We start from the raw sequence: 17,458 nt of genomic DNA, 5'->3' as shown, positions 1-17,458 counted from the left end.
TGCGTTGTCGGGCGCGGAGAAAGTTCCCGCTTTCTTTTTTTGATTTGTGTCAGCGATGGCCTAAACGGCAGCGTTAGAATGGCTGGCTAAGTTGCTGAATCTTCTCGTTATGTCTGCCTCGCGCGCCTCGTTTGCCCCCCGTTGGTTCTCCACGCTGGTCCTGTCGGCCGCTGCTCTGATGGCAGCGCATGCGGCGCGTGCCGAAGTCGTCACCGTGCTGAATTCGGGCGACGCAAGCGTCTCTTTGATCGACAAGGACACCCGCAAGGTGCTCGAGACGTTCCCGATCGGCAAGGAGCCGCATCACCTGATCGCCACGCCCGACGAAAAGTCGTTGATCGTCGCGAACGCCGTCGGGAACGATCTGGTGTTCCTCGACCCTGTCACGGGCAAGATTCAGCAGCGCGTGCCGCGTATCGACGATCCTTACCAGATCGGCTTCTCGCCCGACCAGAAGTGGTTTCTGACCACGGGCAACCGGCTCGACCGCATTGACGTTTACCGCTGGGACGGCCACGCCCTGACCATCGCCAAACAGATTCCGGCGGCCAAGACGCCCAGCCACATTGCCTTTACCGCCGACAGCAAGATCGCGTTCGTCACCGTGCAGGATTCCAACGAGGTGATGGCCATCGATCTGCCCACGCAGAACGTGATGTGGCGCATGACGATTGGCTCCGCGCCGGCCGGCGTGTGGGTCACGACTGACCAGAAATACCTGCTGGTCGGCATGACCGGCGCCGATTACGTCGAAGTGATCGACTGGCACACCCGCACCAGCGTCAAACGCATTCCGACCGGCAAGGGCGCGCACAACTTCCGTGCGCTGGGCGACAAGCGCCACCTGTTCCTGTCGAACCGCGTGTCGGGCACCATTAGCATCATCGATCAGCAAACGCTGACCAAGGTGGGCGACATCACGGGCCTGCCGCCCGGCCCCGACGATATGGAATTGACCGCCGATGGCAAGCAACTGTGGGTGACCTGCCGCTGGGCCAAGCGCGTGGCGATTGTCGACGTGGCAAGCCGCAAGGTCGTGGAAGAAATCAAGGTTGGGCGCTCGCCGCATGGCATTTACTTCCGCACACGCGCTCCGCTGATTTGAGCGTCACGAGACGACGATGAAATCCCGCCTGTCGATGTTGCGCGCTGCAGCTGCCACGGCTGCGCTGGCGCTGTGCGCATTGGCCACGGCTACGCCCGGTGGGGTGAATGCCGGTGCGTGCAAGGGCACCGTCTACCTGACATTCGATACAGGCAGCATGAGCCAGGCGCAATTGATTGCCGATACGCTGCGTCGCCATCGCATCCGCGCCACGTTCTTCCTCGCCAACGAAAAGACCATCCACGGCGACAGCACGCTGGATGAAGGCTGGGCACCGTATTGGAAATCGCTCGCCGCCGATGGCCACGCCTTCGGCACACACACCTTCGATCACGTCTACTACAAGGGCGAGGCGGGTGCAGGCAAGGTCCGCTTCCGCCCGCAGTTTGGCGAGCAGGGCGGACGCAATGTCGTGTGGGGCGAGCCTGAATTCTGTGCGGAGCTGAAACGCAGCGCCGAGCGCTTCAAGACCATGACCGGTCAGCCGATGGACCCGCTGTGGCGGGCGCCCGGAGGTCACCTTTCAGCTACGACCGAAGCTTGGGCCAAGCAATGCGGGTTTGCCCACGTGGCCTGGGCGCCCGCCGGTTTCCTGGGCGATGAGTTGCCGTCGGAGCGTTATCCCAACGAAGCGTTGTTGCAGAAGGCGCTGTCCAGCCTGCGCGACGGCGACATCACCATGGCGCATCTGGGCATCTGGTCACGCAAGGATCCGTGGGCGCCAGCCGACCTGGAGCCGTTGATCATCGGTCTGGAGCGCAAGGGTTTCTGCTTCGCCACGCTGCGCGATCATCCGCAGTACCAGGCCTGGTTTGCTGCCCACCCGGCACACACAGCGGCACGCTGACATGTTTGACTGGATCGCCGACACCTTCACGCAAGCGCAGGATGCGCTCTTCCAGCACGTCGTGATGCCGATCACCTATGCCGTCGGCCTGGGTGGTTACGTTGAAGATGCCTACCCAGGCACCGAATGGCTGCTGATGGGGTTGGTGCAGATCGCGGTGTTGCTGCTGATCTTCCGCCCGCTGGAGCGCTGGCGTCCGGTGGAACCGCTCCAAGACCGCAAGGCCGTGCGCGCCGACATCTTCTACACGCTCTTTCATCGCCTGGGTTTCTTCCCGCTGCTGATGTTTTTCACGCTGCAGCCGCTGATCGACGACCTCGACGGCAAGCTGCGTTTCTGGGGCTGGGCGCATCTGAACGTCGAAGACTGGTGGCCCGGCGTCACGTCCGTCGCTGTCGTCAGCTTTCTGATCTACCTGGTGTTGTTCGACCTGCTCGACTACTGGTATCACCGCCTGTCACACAAGTTCCACTGGTGGTGGAACCTGCATTCGCTGCATCACAGTCAGCAACAGATGACGCTGTGGTCCGATGACCGCAACCACATCCTCGACGATGTGCTGCGTGGTGCGGTGTTTGCCATCGCGGCGCTCGTCATCGGGGTTGAGCCTTCGCAGTACGTTCTGTTGGTTGCCATTTCGCAATTGCTGCAGAGCCTTCAGCACGCCAACGTGCGGCTGCATTTCGGCTGGCTCGGCGACCGGCTGCTGATCTCGCCACGCTTCCATCGGCTGCATCACGCAATTGGGCTGGGGCATGAGGTGCCGGGCAAGCCTGGCGTGCTGGGCGGCTGCAACTTTGGCGTGCTGTTCCCGTGGTGGGACATGCTGTTCGGCACCGCCATCTTCTCGACCGAGTACCACGCCACCGGTATCCGCGATCAGCTTCCTGCGCCGCACGGGCGCTCGCGCGACTACGGGCGCGGCGTGCTGCGTCAGCAGTGGCTCGGCGTCAAGCGCTTGTTCGGTCGGGCGTAAAGCCCGGGCGGGGTAGCGCCTGCGTCATGTCCGCACGCTGTGCTAGGCTGTTCGCTCCCTGATTTCCCGATTCCTGCATGAACGACCTGATTCGCTCATTTGGCCGCGCGCTGCTTTCGCAACTGCATCCGCGCATGCTGTTCCTGACCGTCATGCCGTTCGTCGTGGCTGTGGTTGTCTGGGGCGGGGTGCTGTATTTCGGCTGGGATGCCATGAACGGCATGGCCCGCAACGCCGTGGAAGGCTGGGCCTTCATGGGCTGGATCAAGAGCGGCCTCAACGCCATCGGCATGGCCGGGTTGTGGTCGGCCATCGCGCCGCTGCTGGTGATCACCTTGCTCGTGCCGGTGATTGTCGTGTCGATTCTCGTGCTGGTGAGCGTGGCGTCGGTGCCGGTGGTCATGCGTTTTCTTGATCGCAGCTATCCGCAGCTTGAGCGTCGTAAGGGCGGCTCGGTGCTGGGCAGCCTGACGCATGCGCTGCTATGCACGCTGGTGGTTATTCTCGTGGCTATCGTCACGCTGCCGTTGTGGCTGATCCCGCCGTTCTTCGCGCTGATCCCGCCGCTGCTGTGGGGGTGGCTTACATACCGCTTGATGACGTACGACGCCCTCGCTGATCACGCCACCGCAGAAGAGCGCCGCGCGATCATGCAGCGCTATCGGCTGCCGCTCCTCGGCATCGGCGTGGCCGTCGGCATGCTGGGCTCCGCGCCGACGCTGCTGTGGGTCTCGTCGGTGGTGACGATTGTGCTGTTCCCGATCATCGCCATCGCCGTCATCTGGCTGTATGTGCTGATCTTTATTTTCTCGGCGCTGTGGTTCGGCCATTTCTGCTTGCGTGCGCTGACGCGTCTGCGAGCCGAAGCGCCGCCTGCGCGCATGGTCGAGGCCAGCGTCATCGACGTCACGACCATCGAACTGCCTCGCGAATAATCAGAAACCATCGGAACTGACATGGCTTTCGGCATGATCATCATCGGCGACGAGATTCTCTCTGGCCGCCGCGAAGACAAACACCTGCGCAAGCTGATCGAAGTGCTCGGCGAGCGCGGCCTGACGTTGGAGTGGGCGGAGTACGTCGGCGACCAGCCCGCGCGCATCACGAACGTACTCAAGCGGACGTTCGCCAGCGATGACGTGGTGTTCTGCACCGGCGGCATCGGCGCCACGCCCGATGACCACACGCGCCAATGCGCCGCGGCTGCGCTGGGCGTGCCGTTGGCGCTGCATCCGGAGGCGCGCGAGCAGATCACGCTGCGCATCATCGAGTCGGCCAATGGCGACCCGGTCAAGGCGGACGTCTCAACGCCCGAAAACCAGCACCGCTTCAAGATGGGCGAGTTTCCGGAGGGCGCGCGCATCATCCCGAACAGCTATAACCGCATCCCCGGTTTCTCGGTCGCGCATCACCATTTCATGCCGGGTTTCCCGGTGATGGCGTGGCCGATGATGGAGTGGGTGCTCGACACCTATTACGCCGATCAATTCCACCGCGCGCCGCGCGAGGAGCGCTCGTTCCTGGTGTTCGGTCTGCCGGAGTCGCGGCTCACCCCCCTGATGGAGCGCATCGAAGCAGAGTTCGATGGCGTGAAGGTCTTCAGCCTGCCGAGCGTGGGCGACGCGGCGCGCGGGGAGCGCTATGCCCGCTCGCACATCGACCTGGGCGTGAAGGGTTCACCGGAGGCCGTGGCGCGCGCCTATGTGATGCTGCGCGAGGGCGCGTTGGCGCTGGGCGGAGAAATCTTCGAGGCGGGCGCCCCCGCCGATTCCTGAGGCTGTTTTCGTCAGGCGCCGTGCCAGGGCAGACCCCGGAAGCACCAGCCTTCCACGGTCTTGCGATGGCCTTCGGTGTCTTTAGCGCCCTCAAAACCTTCCAGCACATCCATCGCGACCGCGTAGCCGGCCTGCGCGGCTGCAGCCGCAGCGTGCTTGGAGCGCGCCGCGCTGCGGCACAGGAACAGCACGGGAGCATCCTTCGGTACGGCGGCTTCCAGCGCGCTGAGGAAGTTGGCATTGCGCACGCCGCCCGGATACTGATTCCACTCCACATGCACGAACTGGCCCGGCGAAACGTCTGGCGTGCCCACCCAGTCCAGCTCGGCGCGCGTGCGCACATCCACGAGGCGCGCTTGCGGGTCTGCGGCCAACAGGGCGGCGGCTTCTTGTGGCGACAGCGCGCCGAAGTACGGCAGCTGATCAGCCTCGCGGCGAGCGGCGGCGGCTTCCAGCAGGGACTCGCGGGTGAGCGTGGTGGCGGTCATGGCGATTTGGGGAAATGGGAAACAAACATTCTAGCGCCGCCCTCACACGGCACGGGCGAAAATCCCCGGTTTGGTGCGGTTGCACCGCTAACGCACGCATTCGGTGCTCAATGGGTTTTTATGCACTTATTCGGTGCGTTGACTATTCTGCTAGGACAGCTTCAGCCCTTCTCGGGGCTAGGCGTGACGGCGCCAGTCCGGCGGTCTGGGAGGCCTGCGCACCGTGTCAGACATGGGTTGGCGCAGCGCTGCACTGTTTGCGGGAGCGCATGCCCCTTGCCGATCAGGAATTGGCATAGTTTCTGCTAAGATTCCCGCGGTCTTTTTCGGGGGCGTCCGTTTGTGTCGGACGGTCTTGCTGGAAAGAAGATGTTTCGGAGTGAGGGCGGTCGCAGCGATCCGTCACACAACCGGCTCACAATGATTTGCGTTAATGCGCTACCAGGAGAATGGCATGTCCCAAAGCATTGCAGACGTGATGAAGCTCGTGAAGGAAAACGACGTCAAGTTCGTCGATTTCCGCTTCACCGATACCAAGGGTAAGGAGCAACACGTCTCGGTCCCCGTTTCGCACTTCGACGAAGACAAGTTCGAAAGCGGCCACGCATTCGACGGTTCGTCGATCGCCGGCTGGAAAGGCATCGAAGCGTCGGACATGCTGCTGGTGCCGGATGCAAACACCGCACACATCGACCCGTTCTACGAAGAGCCCACCCTGGTGCTGACCTGCGACGTGGTCGAGCCGTCGGACGGCAAGGGCTACGACCGCGATCCGCGCTCGATCGCCAAGCGCGCTGAAGCCTACCTGAAGAGCACCGGCCTGGGCGACACCGCCTACTTCGGTCCGGAACCCGAATTCTTCATCTTCGACGGCGTGACCTGGAACATCGACATGCAGGGCTGCTTCGTGAAGATCCATTCCGAAGAAGCTCCGTGGTCGTCGGGCAAGGACTTCGAACACGGCAACTCGGGCCACCGCCCGGGCAAGAAGGGCGGCTACTTCCCGGTCGCCCCGATCGACACGTTCCAAGACATGCGCTCGGAAATGTGCCTGATCCTGGAATCGCTGGGCATTCCGGTTGAAGTGCATCACCACGAAGTGGCAGGCCAAGGCCAGAACGAAATCGGCACGAAGTTCAGCACCCTGGTGCAACGCGCCGACTGGACGCAACTGCAAAAATACGTGATCCAGAACGTCGCACACACGTACGGCAAGACCGCCACGTTCATGCCGAAGCCGGTCGTGGGCGACAACGGTTCGGGCATGCACGTTCACCAGTCGGTGTGGAAGGACGGCCAGAACCTGTTCGCAGGCAATGGTTACGCTGGTCTGTCGGAATTCGCGCTGTACTACATCGGCGGCATCATCAAGCACGCCCGCGCGCTGAACGCCCTGACCAACCCGGGTACGAACTCGTACAAGCGTCTGGTGCCGGGCTTCGAAGCTCCGGTCAAGCTGGCTTACTCGGCCCGTAACCGTTCGGCTTCGATCCGTATTCCGTACGTTGCGAACCCGAAGGGCCGTCGTATCGAAACCCGCTTCCCGGATCCGCTGATGAACCCGTACCTGGGCTTCTCGGCACTGCTGATGGCCGGTCTGGATGGCGTGCAGAACAAGATCCACCCGGGCGAAGCGGCCGACAAGAACCTGTACGACCTGCCGCCGGAAGAAGACGCAAAGATCCCGACCGTGTGCTCGAGCCTGGATCAGGCCCTCGAGTACCTGGACAAGGACCGCGAATTCCTGACCCGTGGTGGCGTGTTCTCCAACGCCATGCTCGACGCCTACATCGAGCTGAAGATGGAAGAAGTCACGCGCTTCCGCATGACGACGCACCCGCTCGAGTTCGAGATGTACTACTCGCTGTAATCTGCGAGCGCCCCGAGCGATGTGTCGGGGCGAAGAGACGGTTGTGAGAGGAGGGGCGGCGCAGGTCGCCCTTCCTTTTTATGAAGCGGGGTTTTGTGGCTAGAATGATCGTCCGCCGGACTCCGGCGCCCGATCGACGTATCCGCCAGGTTCCATTCATGTTCCGTCCTTCCCCACGCATCGCATCCGGACTGCTTGCCGCCGCTGCGGCGGTGTTTGCCACGCTGTCCGTGCAGGCGCCCGCGTATGCCGATGACGTCTATCTGTGCACCGGCCCGAACGGCGTGCCGGAGTACCGCAACAGCGGCAACGTGAAAGGCTGCAAGAAGCTGACACTGCCCGATGTGGTGACCGTGCCTGGCACGCGCAGCCCGCGCAGCGCTGGAGCGGCACCGGCACCGGCGCAAAACAATGCAGGCGGTGGCTTCCCTCGCGTGGATAACGCCACGCAGAAGGCGCGTGACGGCGAACGCCGCCAGGTGCTGGAGGCCGAGCTGGCAGACGAGGAGCGCAAGCTCCAGGCGTTGAAGACCGAATACAACAACGGTCAGCCCGAGCGCCAGGGCAACGAACGAAACTATCAGAAGTATCTGGACCGCACCGCGCAGTTGAAGGGCGACATCGAACGCAGTCAAGCCAATGTCGATTCCATCCGCCGGGAGCTGGGCAATCTCAAGGAGTAGGTAAACGATGCGTCGACTGATCCGCAAAGCGGCACGCCGCGATGAACAGGAACAGACGACGCCATCTGCGCCGTCAGCCTCCGCCGCTACGCGTGAGGCGTTCGGAAGCGAGCCCATCGACGGGCCGCCGCCCATTCCGTTTTCACATGGTGCACCGCCATCGTTTCCTGGGCTCGATGCGGTGCCCAACCCCATCCTCTTCGTCCGCCACCCGGCGCTGACGATCTTCTACGCCAACCCCGCCGCTGAAGCCGCCCTGGCCGTGTCCCGCCGCCAGCTGGTGGAGATGTCGCTGTTCGAGCTGTTTGCCGATCCGTCCGAACTGGGCGAGATGATCGCCACCGTGGCGGTTCGCCAGTTTGATGCCAAGCGGCGTGATGTCTCGCTCGAACGCGTGGGCCACGAACCGCTGCACGCGCATGCCGTTGTAGGCGCACTCGACTTTGCGCCGGGATCGGTGCTGCTTGAGCTGCTGCCCAACGAGCAGAAGATCCGCAGCGAGCGCGAGGAGCGCTTGCTGGACCTGACCTCCGCCAACAAAGAGCTGATCCGCAATCTGGCGCACGAGATCAAGAACCCGTTGGGCGGCATCCGTGGCGCCGCGCAGTTGCTGGAGTTCGAGCTGCCGGAACGTTCGCTTCGCGAGTACACGCAAGTCATCATCAAGGAATCCGACCGCCTGCAGACGCTGGTTGATCGCCTGCTGGAACCACACCGGCATCCGCATATCGTTGGCGATGTGAACATCCACGAGGTGCTGGAGCGCGTGCGCTCGGTGGTGCTGGCGGAGTTCCCCCAGGGCCTGCATATCGTGCGCGACTACGACGCGAGCCTGCCGGAGTTTCGCGGTGACAAGGAGCAGCTCATCCAGGCGGTGCTCAACATCGTCCACAACGCGGCGCATGCGCTGGGTGCCCGGATTGCGCAGGGCGACGGCGAAATCATTCTGCGCACGCGCGTGGCGCGCAAAGTTACGATTGCAAAACGTCTTTACAAGCTGGCATTGGACTTGCATGTAGTGGACAACGGTCCTGGTATCCCGGACGACATCCGCGAGCGAATCTTCTTCCCGCTGGTGTCAGGAAGGGAGGGGGGAAGTGGGCTGGGCCTGACACTCGCGCAGACGTTCGTGCAGCAGCACGATGGTCTGATCGAATGCGAGAGCAGGCCAGGTCAGACGGATTTCCGCATTCTCGTGCCGCTGCACTGAAGCCTCGCTTCAACGACGCAGCGCGAGAAGGCCCAGGCGAGACGAAGTCAAGCAGACGAACCAACACATGAAGCCAATCTGGATAGTCGACGACGATCAATCCATCCGCTGGGTCCTCGAGAAGGCACTGGCACGTGAGAGCCTGCTTTCGCGCAGCTTTACCAACGTGCGCGACGCGCTCAACGCGCTCGATGAAGAAACACCGCAAGTCCTGATTTCCGACGTCCGCATGCCGGGCGGTTCGGGGCTGGATCTGCTGCAGGCCATCAAGGCCAAGCACCCCGGCCTGCCGGTCATCATCATGACCGCGTATTCGGACCTGGACAGCGCCGTGGCGGCGTTCCAGGGCGGCGCGTTCGAATATCTCGCCAAGCCGTTCGACGTGGATCGTGCGGTTGAACTGATCCGCCGCGCGCTGGAAGAGAGCCTGCGCGAGGAGGAAATCGACGATCGCCTGAGCGATGCGCCCGAGATTCTCGGTCAGGCGCCGGCCATGCAGGACGTGTTCCGCGCGATCGGGCGGCTGTCGCAGTCGAACGTGACCGTGCTGATCACCGGTGAATCCGGCACGGGTAAGGAACTGGTGGCCCGGGCGCTGCATAAGCACAGCCCGCGCGCGAGCGGCCCGTTCATCGCGCTGAACACGGCGGCGATTCCGAAAGACTTGCTCGAATCCGAGCTGTTCGGCCACGAGCGCGGCGCGTTCACGGGCGCGCAGACCATGCGCCGCGGGCGCTTCGAACAAGCCGAGGGCGGCACGCTGTTCCTCGATGAAATCGGCGACATGCCGTTCGATCTGCAGACGCGGTTGCTGCGCGTGCTCTCGGATGGGCATTTCTATCGCGTGGGCGGTCACAACCCGCTCAAGGCCAACGTGCGCGTCATTGCGGCTACGCACCAGAATCTTGAAACCCGGGTCAAGGACGGCCTGTTCCGCGAGGACTTGTTCCACCGCCTGAACGTGATCCGTCTGCGCTTGCCCGCGTTGCGCGAGCGTCCGGAAGACATCACGCTGCTGGCGCGCCATTTCCTGCAGAAGAGCGCCAAGGAGCTGGGCGTGGAGCCCAAGCGCATGTCGGACGATGCGCTTGCACATATCGCCACGCTGCCGTTCCCCGGCAACGTGCGGCAACTCGAAAACCTCTGCAACTGGCTGACCGTGATGGCGCCGGCGCAGACCATCGAAGCCAAGGACTTGCCCGCCGACCTGGTGCGCGGCAATGCGCAGATGCTGCCGACCATGGGCGACACCGCAGCGCGCCCGGCCTTTGTCGGCGAGCCTTCGCTGGGTGGCGAACCTTATGGTGTTGCGCCGTCGGTCGACACGCTGCTCTCCACGACTTCCGTGGGCGCGTCGATTGCGGCCGGCTGGGAGCGGGCGCTTGCCGGCGAGGCCAAGGCTATGCTGGAAGCGGGGCAGCCTGACGTCATGGACGCGCTCACGCGTCGCTTTGAGAAGGCGATCCTCGAGGCTGCGCTTGGTGTCACGCGCGGTCGACGTGTTGAGGCTGCAACGCGGCTGGGCATCGGCCGCAACACCATCACGCGCAAATTGCAGGAACTGGGCTTCGACTGACGCACCGTCAGCAAGGCCAGTCCACCGAATATCGTCGAGCTTGGCGATTGGGATTGGGCGGATTTCCGATACGGGAGTCCGCCCCTTTTTTTGTGCGCCGCGGACGCTTGTCGCGCTTAATGCAGCTTGTGCTTGAGCTGGGACAGCTCTTCGTGGGCGCGCATCACGGCAGATTCCACGGACTGGTCTACCTTGCCGGAGGCGTTCTGGCAGGCCATCTTCGCGCGGTCGGAATACGCCTCGAGCTTGTCGATGGCTTCGACGAAGGTCTGCTGATCTTCAGCGCCTTCGAGGCGCGAGTGGCACCGGCGCGCCTGGTCATCCAACTGCTGGATCGATTGCTTCAGCGAATCGGGCACATCCTTGTGCGGGCGCAGGTCCGGGCCAGTTCCGCGATGGTGCTTTCCGCATGTTCAAAACGCTGGCGCAGTTTCTCTATTTGCATAGAGGGCTCCTGTCGGTTGCGTGAAAAGGCGTTGGCGCCGCATGCACCGTTATGAGGCGGTCACATGGTGCAAGGCGGTGCAACGCCCAATTTCGGCGCAAGCGACGTGCCGCGTGCGGCAAGCGGCGCAGGAGCGGTGGTTCTATCGTGCTCTGAGGCGGCCGTGTCAGCTGCGCGGGGCAGGCAGCGCCAAGGAGCGTGCCTCAAGGATGCGCTCGGCGACTTCGGCAAAGCCGCCGCCGCCTTCGGCCTCGGTGAGGTACGCCGGTGGCATGGGCAGCGTATCGATCACGTCCAGTACATTGGCCACGCCCACCGAAAGTGGGAAGAACTCGAACATTGCCGCATCGTTGGCGGAGTCGCCTACGAACACCCAACGGTCGCGCTCGGCATGCAGGTCCAGGCCGAATGCGCGGCGTGCGAGCGACACGCTGGCGCTCAGCTTGTCGTGCTTGCCGAACCAGCCGTTGACATGGATCGAGCTGACGGTGGCGTGCATCCCGTGCGTACGCATGATGTCGACGATGTGCTGTACGGCGTGCTGCGGCAGCGGCGGGACTTGCTCGGCATGATCGACAGCCAGATCGGCAGCGTGCCACGCCTGGTCCGTCGCCAGGGCTGAGCCCGGCACTGCGCGCCGGATCTCCGCACCCACTTCACGAATGCGCTCCAGATTGCGTGCGCGTGTTTGGGCGTCGTCGACAAAATCGGTCGCCAGATGCCCGCGCGAATCGACGCGCATGGCAAACGCACCGTTTTCGCCGATCACGGCATCGACGGGCCACAGCCGCGCAATGACTTCGCACCAGGCAATCGACCGGCCCGTGACCGGCACGACCTTGATGCCGGCGCGATGCAGGCGCTCCAACGCGGAGTAGGTCTGCGCGGGAAGCTTCCCCCTCGTGGTGAGGGTTCCATCCACGTCGGTGAAGACGCCTGTGATATTGCGCAGTGCATCATCCGGGAGCTGATGCAGGGGCAGCGGAACACGTCGTTCGGCGATGACCGGCGTGGTTTCAGGCGAGTCCGGAGCGGCAGGAGTAGCGGGCGGGGCGAGCATGCTGCGGGTGCAATAGAGAGTGTCTTCAATCCATTCTAACGGCCGTTGCAAGCCAAACCTTGGAGGGATTTCCCGATTTCTTTGTGACAGAAAGCCAAGTAACATCCCGCTGTCATAAAAATGACCGACCGTGCATTTACAGTCGGCGCGCCGTGGGCGGAGCGAGGGAGCCCGCCGGGTCGAAACAAGGAGAAATGATGTCGATCAAGAAGATTGCGGGGGCCGCAGCAGTACTGGCCGCGTGTACGTTTGCGCAGGGCGCGTACGCAGTGACGGAAATCCAGTGGTGGCATTCGATGGAAGGCGCCTTGAACGACAAGGTGAACGAGATCGCCACCAAGTTCAACGCCAGCCAGTCCGACTACAAGATCGTGCCGGTCTACAAGGGCCAGTACGATGAATCGCTGGCTGCGGGCATCGCAGCCTTCCGCGCCGGCAATGCACCGGCCATCCTGCAGGTGTTCGAGGTCGGTACCGCAACGATGATGAACGCCAAGGGCGCCATCGTGCCGGTCGCCAAGATCATGAAGGACGCCGGCGAGAAGTTTGACCCGAAGGCCTACGTGCCGGCCGTGGCGGGTTATTACACGTCGAACAAGGGCGAGATGCTGTCGTTCCCGTTCAACAGCTCGACGACGATCATGTATTACAACAAGGACGCCTTCAAGAAGGCCGGCCTTGACCCGAACAAGCCGCCCGCAACGTGGCAGGAAGTGGCTGTCGACGCGGCCAAGCTGAAGGCGGCGGGCGTGGCCTGCGGCTACACGACCGACTGGCAGTCGTGGGTGCATCTGGAGAGCTTCTCGGCGTGGCACAACGTGTCGTTCGCCACCGAGAACAACGGTTTTGGTGGTGCCAAGGCTCGCCTGAACTTCAACGGTCCGGTGCAGATCAAGCACATCGAGAACCTGCTCGACATGCAGAAGAAGGGCTACTTCACCTACGCCGGCCGCAAGGACGAGCCGAAGGCGAAGTTCATCGCCGGCGAGTGCGCTATGCACACGGGTTCGTCGGCAGCGCTGGCGAACATCCGCAAGAACGCCAAGTTCAACTTCAGCCCCGCGCCGCTGCCGTACGAAGCCGGCGTGGCGGGTGCCCCGCAGAACACGATCATCGGCGGCGCTTCGCTGTGGGTGATGGGTGGTCACAAGGCTGAGGAGTACAAGGGCGTAGCGAAGTTCTTTACGTTCCTGTCGCGTCCGGAAGTGCAGGCCGACTGGCACCAGTCGACGGGTTATCTGCCCGTGACGCTGGAAGCGTATGAGCTGACGAAGAAGTCCGGTTTCTATGAGAAGAACCCGGGCGCCGACGTGGCCGTCAAGCAGATGATCGTCAAGACGACCGACAAGTCGCGCGGCATCCGTCTGGGCAACTTCCCGCAGATTCGCCAGGTGATCGACGAAGAGCTGGAATCCGTCTGGGCCGGCAAGAAGGCGCCGAAGGAAGCGCTGGACACGGCCGTGTCACGCGGCAACGAGCTGCTCGTCCGCTTCGAAAAGACCGTCAAGGAATAAGCGCCGATTCAGCGCTCGTCTAAACCGCCGGCCTCGTGCGCTTGCACCGGCCGGCGGTGCGTTTTTGGAATGTCGCATGGAAAAACGCGTCGTTTTCCGATCGCGCTGGCTGCCGTATGCGCTGGTGGCCCCGCAGATCGTCATCACTCTGGTGTTCTTCTTCTGGCCGGCGGGGCAGGCGCTGTATCAGTCGCTGCTGCGCCAGGATGCTTTCGGCATCAACCTCGAATTTGTGGGGCTGGAGAACTTTCACGACCTCTTTGCCGATCCGACCTATCTCGGCTCGTTCAAGACCACCGCGGTATTTGCCATCGGGGTCGCGCTGGTTGGCCTTGGCACTTCGTTGGCGCTGGCGTACTTTGCCGATCGCGCGCTGCGTGGCGCCACGTTCTACAAGACCCTGCTGATCTGGCCGTACGCGATTGCGCCGGCCGTGGCAGGCGTGCTGTGGAGCTTTCTCTTCAACCCCTCGCTGGGCATCGTCTCGTTCGTGATCCGCAAGTTGGGCGTGGACTGGAACTTCGTGCTCAACGGCGGGCAGGCGCTGACGCTGGTGGTCATCATCGCGGCCTGGAAGCAGATCAGCTACAACTTCCTCTTCTTCCTCGCGGGACTGCAAAGCATTCCAAAGTCGCTGATCGAAGCGGCGGCCATTGACGGGGCCGGGCCGTGGAAGCGCTTCTGGTCGATCGTGTTCCCGCTGCTGTCGCCCACCACGTTTTTCCTGATGGTGGTGAACGTCGTGTACGCGTTCTTCGACACCTTTGCCATCATCGATTCGGTCACGCAGGGCGGGCCGTTCAAAGCGACGGAGACGCTCGTGTTCAAGGTCTACCAAGACGGCGTGCGCGGTCTCGATATCGGTGGATCGGCGGCGCAGTCGGTGATCCTCATGGGCCTGGTGATCGTGCTGACGATCGTCCAGTTCCGCTATGTCGAACGCAAAGTCCAATACTGAAAGGAGGGCACTGCACCATGATTGAACGCCGTCCGTTCCTGGACTTCCTCACCCACGTCGTGCTGATTCTCGGTGTGATCGTCGTAGCGTTTCCGGTGTACGTCGTGTTTGTCGCGTCGTCGTTGACGGCCGAAGACGTGCTGCAGGCGCCCATGACGCTGATCCCCGGTCCGCACCTCATCGAAAACTACCGCACGGTGCTCACGTCGGGCATGGGCAACTCGGCCACGCCGGTCGGCACCATGCTCATGAACAGCCTGATCATGGCGTTGGGCATCTCGCTCGGGAAGATCGCGATCTCCATCATCTCGGCCTTCGCGATCGTCTATTTCAAGTTCCCGCTGCGCAAGACGTTCTTCTGGCTCATCTTCGTCACGCTGATGCTGCCGGTGGAAGTGCGGATCCTGCCCACGTACAAGGTCGTGTCGGATCTTGGCATGCTGAACAGCTACGCGGGCCTGACGATTCCGATCATCGCGTCGGCCACGGCAACGTTCCTGTTCCGGCAGTTCTTCCTGACGATTCCCGATGAACTGGCGGAAGCTGCGCGCATCGATGGCGCGGGCCCGCTCAAGTTCTTCTGGGATGTGGTGCTGCCGCTTTCGCGCACCAGCATCGCGGCACTGTTCGTGATCCAGTTCATCTACGGTTGGAACCAGTATCTCTGGCCGTTGCTGATCACGACGGAAAAGAACATGACCCCCATCGTGCTGGGCGTGACGCAGATGATTTCCCGCTCTGGCGATTCCGCCACCGACTGGAACCTGCTGATGGCCACCGTGATGCTGGCCATGTTGCCGCCCGCGGCAATCGTGATCGGCATGCAGCGGTGGTTCGTGAAGGGCCTCGTCGAAACCGAAAAGTAAAAGAAGCAAGATGGCAAAACTTTCGCTACGCAACGTCCAGAAGCACTACGCCAACCTCCAGGTCGTGCACGGCATCGACATGGAAATCGGCGACGGGGAGTTCATCGTCATCGTCGGCCCGTCGGGCTGCGGCAAGTCCACGCTGCTGCGCATGGTGGCGGGTCTCGAGCCCATCACCGGCGGCGAAGTTTGGATTGGCGACCGCGTCGTCAACGACCTCGAACCGGCCGAGCGCGATATCGCGATGGTGTTCCAGAACTACGCGCTGTATCCGCACATGAGCGTGTTCGACAACATGGCCTACGGCCTGAAGATCCGCGGCTTGCCCAAGAGCGATATTCAAGCCCGTGTGGAGCAGGCCGCGGGCATTCTCGAACTCGGCAAGCTGCTGGATCGCAAGCCGCGCCAGCTGTCGGGCGGTCAACGCCAGCGTGTGGCCATGGGCCGCGCGATCGTGCGTGAGCCGGCCGTGTTCCTGTTCGACGAACCGCTCTCCAACCTTGACGCCAAGCTCCGCGTGCAGATGCGCCTGGAGCTGAAGGATCTGCATCGCCGTTTGCGCACGACCAGCCTGTACGTCACGCACGATCAGGTCGAGGCGATGACGCTGGCCGACCGCATGATGGTGCTCAACGGTGGGCGGGTCGAGCAGATCGGCACACCGCTTGAGGTGTACTCGCGTCCGGCGAGCACGTTCGTGGCTGGTTTCATCGGCTCGCCGCCGATGAACCTCGTGCCCGTGTCGCGCAACGCCGGTGGCGACACGCAGATCCGGGTGGATGGCGCGAAGCAGGGCGATGCAGCAGCCACGCTCGGCCACTTGCCGATGGGCCTTCATCTGCCTGAGCGCGCGCTGATGGGTTTGCGCCCCGAACACATCGAACCATGCTCCGCCGACCAGGCCATCGCCTTGATCGACGTACGCGTGGTCGAAGCGCTCGGCGCGGACGCGTTTGCGTACGGCACGCTGGCCGGTCATCCGATCGTGGTTCGTCTTGAGCCGCACGCCAGCGTCAAGGCTGGGGACAAGCTCCCGATCACCGCCTCGGCCGAGCACCTGCACTGGTTCGATCCGCAAACCACGCGCCGCATCGAGGCCCTGGCATGACGGGCGTGCGCGCCTTGCCGGCCTGGCCGTATCCGCGTGCCATCGCGCATCGTGGCGCGGGCAAGCTGGCGCCAGAGAACACGCTCGCGGCGTTCCGCCATGGTGCGTCGTTCGGCTACCGCATGTTCGAGTTCGACGTGAAGCTGTCCGGTGACGGTGCATCGGTCCTGTTGCACGACGCTACGCTGGATCGCACCACGAACGGCGTCGGCCGCCTCGATGCGCTCGCGCTCGGACAGATCGCGCAGCTCGATGCGGGCAGTTGGCACAGCCCCGCCTACGCCGGCGAGCCCGTGCCCACGCTGGCGGCCATCGCGCGCTACCTGCGCGCCAACGGTTTCTTCGCCAATATCGAGATCAAGCCGGTGCCGGGCGCGGAGTGGCGCACCGGCGCGGCGGTCGCGCTGGACGCCCGCACGCTGTGGGCCGGCGCCGACGTGCCGCCGCTGCTGTCGTCATTTTCCGAAGATGCCCTGGCTGCGGCGCGCGAAGCTGTGCCGGAATTGCCACGCGCGCTGCTGCTCGACAAGTTGTCGGCAGATTGGCTCGATCGCCTGCGCGCATTGGATTGTGTTGCGCTCGACGCCAACCATCGCGAACTGACACCCGAAATCATTGACGAGGCACACGCTGCGGGCTTTCGCGTCTGCTGCTATACCGTCAACGACGTGGATCGCGCGCACCTGCTCTGGAATGGGGGGCTGGACGGCCTGATCACCGATTGGGTGGACCGTATTTCGCCCGCCTGAATGTGATGGAAGCATGGCTTTGACGTGGCATAACAAGGGTCGTTTGTCACGTCAAAGAATCGGAATATTGCTTATAAACATGCTATGCTTCCCCTCCGTGAAGACTTAGGTCCTTCCCGCACAACTTGTCTGTAAAAGCTGTCTCGGTACCTCCTTTCTGCCATGCGCGATCCGGTCCGACCAGGTGATTTCAGGCGATTTAGTTTGCGATCCGCTAACCGGTCAAGC

Annotated in this window: 17 protein-coding genes; 14 read left to right on the top strand and 3 right to left on the bottom strand. The window is 63.1% G+C overall.

Features of this window, described 5'->3' with window-relative positions; translation table 11 throughout:
- The first annotated feature begins 109 nt into the window (after positions 1-109).
- The 5 genes from N511_RS0101090 (at position 110) to N511_RS0101070 (ending at position 4,703) form a co-directional block, all read left to right on the top strand.
- Positions 110-1,105, top strand: a complete 996-nt coding sequence (locus tag N511_RS0101090) for a YVTN family beta-propeller repeat protein (protein WP_027677611.1) — start codon at positions 110-112, stop codon at positions 1,103-1,105.
- Positions 1,106-1,121: 16 nt separating this feature from the next.
- The gene (locus N511_RS0101085; protein ID WP_027677610.1) at positions 1,122-1,952 is read left to right on the top strand and encodes a polysaccharide deacetylase family protein; all 831 of its coding nucleotides are present in this window, start codon (positions 1,122-1,124) and stop codon (positions 1,950-1,952) included.
- A gap of 1 nt (position 1,953) precedes the next feature.
- The gene (locus tag N511_RS0101080) at positions 1,954-2,928 is read left to right on the top strand and encodes a sterol desaturase family protein (RefSeq protein ID WP_027677609.1); all 975 of its coding nucleotides are present in this window, start codon (positions 1,954-1,956) and stop codon (positions 2,926-2,928) included.
- Positions 2,929-3,005: 77 nt separating this feature from the next.
- Positions 3,006-3,863, top strand: a complete 858-nt coding sequence (locus N511_RS0101075; protein ID WP_027677608.1) for an EI24 domain-containing protein — start codon at positions 3,006-3,008, stop codon at positions 3,861-3,863.
- A gap of 21 nt (positions 3,864-3,884) precedes the next feature.
- Entirely contained in the window at positions 3,885-4,703 is an 819-nt protein-coding gene (locus N511_RS0101070; protein WP_027677607.1) for a competence/damage-inducible protein A, read from the top strand.
- Between the two features lie 11 nt (positions 4,704-4,714).
- Here the strand turns inward: N511_RS0101070 and N511_RS0101065 are convergent, their stop codons facing one another.
- Positions 4,715-5,191, bottom strand: a complete 477-nt coding sequence (locus tag N511_RS0101065; RefSeq protein WP_027677606.1) for a rhodanese-like domain-containing protein — start codon at positions 5,189-5,191, stop codon at positions 4,715-4,717.
- 454 nt (positions 5,192-5,645) lie between these two features.
- Here N511_RS0101065 and N511_RS0101060 point away from each other — a divergent pair, with 454 nt between their 5' ends.
- From N511_RS0101060 to ntrC, 4 genes are all read left to right on the top strand, one after another.
- Positions 5,646-7,061, top strand: coding sequence for a 3-hydroxylaminophenol mutase (locus tag N511_RS0101060; RefSeq protein ID WP_027677605.1), 1,416 nt, complete (start codon positions 5,646-5,648; stop codon positions 7,059-7,061).
- A 158-nt stretch (positions 7,062-7,219) separates the two neighbouring features.
- Positions 7,220-7,744, top strand: coding sequence for a hypothetical protein (locus N511_RS0101055; protein WP_027677604.1), 525 nt, complete (start codon positions 7,220-7,222; stop codon positions 7,742-7,744).
- A 7-nt stretch (positions 7,745-7,751) separates the two neighbouring features.
- Positions 7,752-8,954 (top strand): nitrogen regulation protein NR(II), encoded by a 1,203-nt coding sequence (gene glnL, locus N511_RS0101050; RefSeq protein WP_027677603.1) that lies wholly within the window; start codon positions 7,752-7,754, stop codon positions 8,952-8,954.
- Between the two features lie 67 nt (positions 8,955-9,021).
- Positions 9,022-10,530 carry a nitrogen regulation protein NR(I) gene (ntrC, locus tag N511_RS0101045; RefSeq protein WP_027677602.1) on the top strand — a complete coding sequence of 503 codons (1,509 nt, stop codon included), beginning with the start codon at positions 9,022-9,024 and terminating at the stop codon, positions 10,528-10,530.
- Between the two features lie 116 nt (positions 10,531-10,646).
- Here the strand turns inward: ntrC and N511_RS23635 are convergent, their stop codons facing one another.
- Both N511_RS23635 and N511_RS0101035 read right to left on the bottom strand, forming a co-directional pair.
- On the bottom strand, positions 10,647-10,889 hold the full coding sequence (locus N511_RS23635; protein WP_231479559.1) for a hypothetical protein: 243 nt from the start codon (positions 10,887-10,889) through the stop codon (positions 10,647-10,649).
- 252 nt (positions 10,890-11,141) lie between these two features.
- Positions 11,142-12,035, bottom strand: coding sequence for an HAD family hydrolase (locus N511_RS0101035; RefSeq protein ID WP_027677601.1), 894 nt, complete (start codon positions 12,033-12,035; stop codon positions 11,142-11,144).
- Positions 12,036-12,232: 197 nt separating this feature from the next.
- Here N511_RS0101035 and ugpB point away from each other — a divergent pair, with 197 nt between their 5' ends.
- The 5 genes from ugpB to ugpQ all read left to right on the top strand — a co-directional run bounded on the left by ugpB (position 12,233) and on the right by ugpQ (position 17,230).
- Positions 12,233-13,549, top strand: a complete 1,317-nt coding sequence (gene ugpB / locus N511_RS0101030; RefSeq protein ID WP_027677600.1) for a sn-glycerol-3-phosphate ABC transporter substrate-binding protein UgpB — start codon at positions 12,233-12,235, stop codon at positions 13,547-13,549.
- Positions 13,550-13,625: 76 nt separating this feature from the next.
- Positions 13,626-14,507 carry a sn-glycerol-3-phosphate ABC transporter permease UgpA gene (gene ugpA / locus N511_RS0101025; protein WP_027677599.1) on the top strand — a complete coding sequence of 294 codons (882 nt, stop codon included), beginning with the start codon at positions 13,626-13,628 and terminating at the stop codon, positions 14,505-14,507.
- 17 nt (positions 14,508-14,524) lie between these two features.
- On the top strand, positions 14,525-15,373 hold the full coding sequence (gene ugpE / locus N511_RS0101020) for a sn-glycerol-3-phosphate ABC transporter permease UgpE (RefSeq protein ID WP_027677598.1): 849 nt from the start codon (positions 14,525-14,527) through the stop codon (positions 15,371-15,373).
- A 10-nt stretch (positions 15,374-15,383) separates the two neighbouring features.
- Entirely contained in the window at positions 15,384-16,481 is a 1,098-nt protein-coding gene (locus tag N511_RS0101015; protein ID WP_027677597.1) for a sn-glycerol-3-phosphate import ATP-binding protein UgpC, read from the top strand.
- Complete coding sequence (gene ugpQ / locus N511_RS0101010) at positions 16,478-17,230, top strand: glycerophosphodiester phosphodiesterase (RefSeq protein ID WP_027677596.1); 753 nt, start codon at positions 16,478-16,480, stop codon at positions 17,228-17,230. The genes N511_RS0101015 and ugpQ overlap by 4 nt, the downstream gene beginning before the upstream one ends.
- Positions 17,231-17,458 lie beyond the last annotated feature (228 nt).

Source organism: Ralstonia sp. UNC404CL21Col (assembly GCF_000620465.1).
Taxonomy (GTDB): Bacteria; Pseudomonadota; Gammaproteobacteria; order Burkholderiales; family Burkholderiaceae; genus Ralstonia; species Ralstonia flatus.
The sequence above is the reverse complement of the archived record's forward strand: the minus strand, read 5'-3'. Positions and strand labels throughout refer to the sequence as shown.